Genomic DNA, 2,029 nt, shown 5'->3' with positions numbered 1-2,029 from the left:
AGGCGTGCGTCAGGGCCCGCTCGGCGGCCCGCCAGGCGGCCTTGCGCCGCCGCTGCGCCTCGGCCTCCGACGCGGCGTCGGGCGCGCTGTCGGGCGCGTCGTCCCGTACGCCGGCGTCGGCGTTTTCCGGGGCCTGTTCCGGGGCCTGTTCCTGGGCCTTGTCCGTCTCTTCCGTGCTCTCTCGCATGAGCCGATCATCGGCCAGCGATCTCCTGTTGCCAACAGCCTTGTGCGCGCCCGTGCGGGGCCGGGGAGGTTGTGGACAACTGAAGGGGGGCGGGGCCCGCTGGCGTAGCATGGCGGGAAATCGTCCGGTACCCGCCGCGGACTGGAACGGAAGGCGCCACCGAGTGAATCCAGTACCAGGACAGGAAGCCCCCGACCCCCGTGACCGCCCTGCCAGGCTCACGGTCGGAGTGGTCGGCGCGGGCCGCGTCGGCCCGGCTCTCGCCGCCTCCCTCCAGCTCGCCGGACACCGTCCGGTCGCCGTGTCGGGCGTCTCCGACGCGTCCGTACGGAGGGCGGCCGCGCTGCTCCCCGACGTTCCGCTGGTCACCCCCGCCGAGGTGCTGGAGCGCGCCGATCTGGTGTTGCTGACCGTGCCCGACGACGCGCTCCCCGGACTGGTGGAGGGGCTCGCCGAGACGGGGGCCGTCCGCCCCGGCCAGCTTGTCGTCCACAGCTCAGGGCGGTACGGCACGCAGGTGCTCGACCCCGCCACGCGCGCCGGGGCGCTGCCGCTCGCGCTGCACCCGGCCATGACCTTCACCGGCTCCTCCGTGGACGTGCAGCGGCTGGCGGGCTGCTCCTTCGGGGTCACAGCGCCCGAGGAGCTGCGGCTCGCCGCCCAGGCGCTGGTCATCGAGATGGGCGGCGAACCCGAGTGGATCGCCGAGGAGTCCCGCCCGCTCTACCACGCGGCCCTGGCGCTGGGCGCCAACCACCTGGTCACGCTGGTCGCCCAGTCGATGGAGCTGCTGCGCACCGCCGGTGTCGAGGCCCCGGACCGCATGCTGGGACCGCTGCTCGGCGCGGCCCTCGACAACGCCCTTCGCTCCGGCGACGCGGCCCTCACCGGGCCGGTCGCGCGCGGTGACGCGGGCACGGTCGCCGCACACGTCGCCGAGCTGCGCGCGCACGCGCCGGGAGCCGTCGCCGGATACCTCGCGATGGCGCGTACGACGGCGGACCGCGCGCTGGCGCACGGCCTGCTGAAGCCGGAGCTGGCCGAGGACCTGCTCGACGTCCTCGCCGACGGTGACCGGCTCGGAGGCGCGCCCGGAGGCGACGGCGGGGGCGCCCGATGACCTTCGCACTCACCTCCACGCGCGCGGAGCTGGACCGGCTCCTCGCGGCCCGTACGGATCACGGAAGCGCGAACGACGAAGGTACCGGCCACGGGGGACCCATATCCCTCGTCATGACCATGGGCGCGCTGCACGACGGGCACGCGAGCCTCGTACGGGCCGCGCGCGCCCAGGTCGGCCCGGCCGGCTTCGTGATCGTCACGGTCTTCGTCAACCCCCTCCAGTTCGGCGCGGGCGAGGATCTCGACCGCTACCCCCGCACGCTGGAGGCCGACCTGAAGATCGCGGCGGAAGCGGGTGCGGACACCGTCTTCGCCCCGTCCGCCGACGAGGTCTACCCCGGCGGCGCCCCCCAGGTCAGGATCGCGGCCGGACCCATGGGCGGGCGGCTCGAAGGGGCGGCGCGGCCCGGCCACTTCGACGGCATGCTCACCGTCGTCGCCAAGATGCTCCACCTCACCCGGCCCGACCTCGCCCTCTTCGGCCAGAAGGACGCCCAGCAGTTGGCGCTGATCCGCCGCATGGTCCGGGACCTGAACTTCCCGGTCGAGATCGTCGGCGCGCCGACCGCCCGCGACACGGACGGCCTCGCGCTCTCCAGTCGTAACCGCTACCTGTCCGGCGACGACCGGCGCACCGCCCTCCTCATCTCCCGCGCGCTCTTCGCCGCCCGCGACCGCCTCGGCGCCCAGCACGCGCTGCGCGCCCGCGCCGCCTCGGGA

The 2,029-nt window shown here is 74.9% G+C and carries 2 protein-coding genes and 1 pseudogene; 2 read left to right on the top strand and 1 reads right to left on the bottom strand.

Annotated features, from left to right (window positions below; genetic code table 11):
- Positions 1-187, bottom strand: a pseudogene (locus QR77_RS47280) (hypothetical protein); the annotation flags it as partial.
- A 109-nt stretch (positions 188-296) separates the two neighbouring features.
- On the opposite strand from QR77_RS47280, the gene QR77_RS41875 reads away from it, so the two are divergent.
- Together QR77_RS41875 and panC are read left to right on the top strand one after the other, a co-directional pair.
- On the top strand, positions 297-1,307 hold the full coding sequence (locus tag QR77_RS41875) for a DUF2520 domain-containing protein (RefSeq protein ID WP_236711266.1): 1,011 nt from the start codon (positions 297-299) through the stop codon (positions 1,305-1,307).
- Positions 1,304-2,029, top strand: a 726-nt coding sequence (gene panC / locus QR77_RS41870; RefSeq protein ID WP_107069184.1) for a pantoate--beta-alanine ligase, incomplete at its 3' end; no start/stop codon positions are given. The genes QR77_RS41875 and panC, both read left to right, overlap by 4 nt.

This window comes from Streptomyces sp. 150FB (genome assembly GCF_000818195.1).
Lineage (GTDB): Bacteria > Actinomycetota > Actinomycetes > Streptomycetales > Streptomycetaceae > Streptomyces.
The sequence above is the reverse complement of the archived record's forward strand: the minus strand, read 5'-3'. Positions and strand labels throughout refer to the sequence as shown.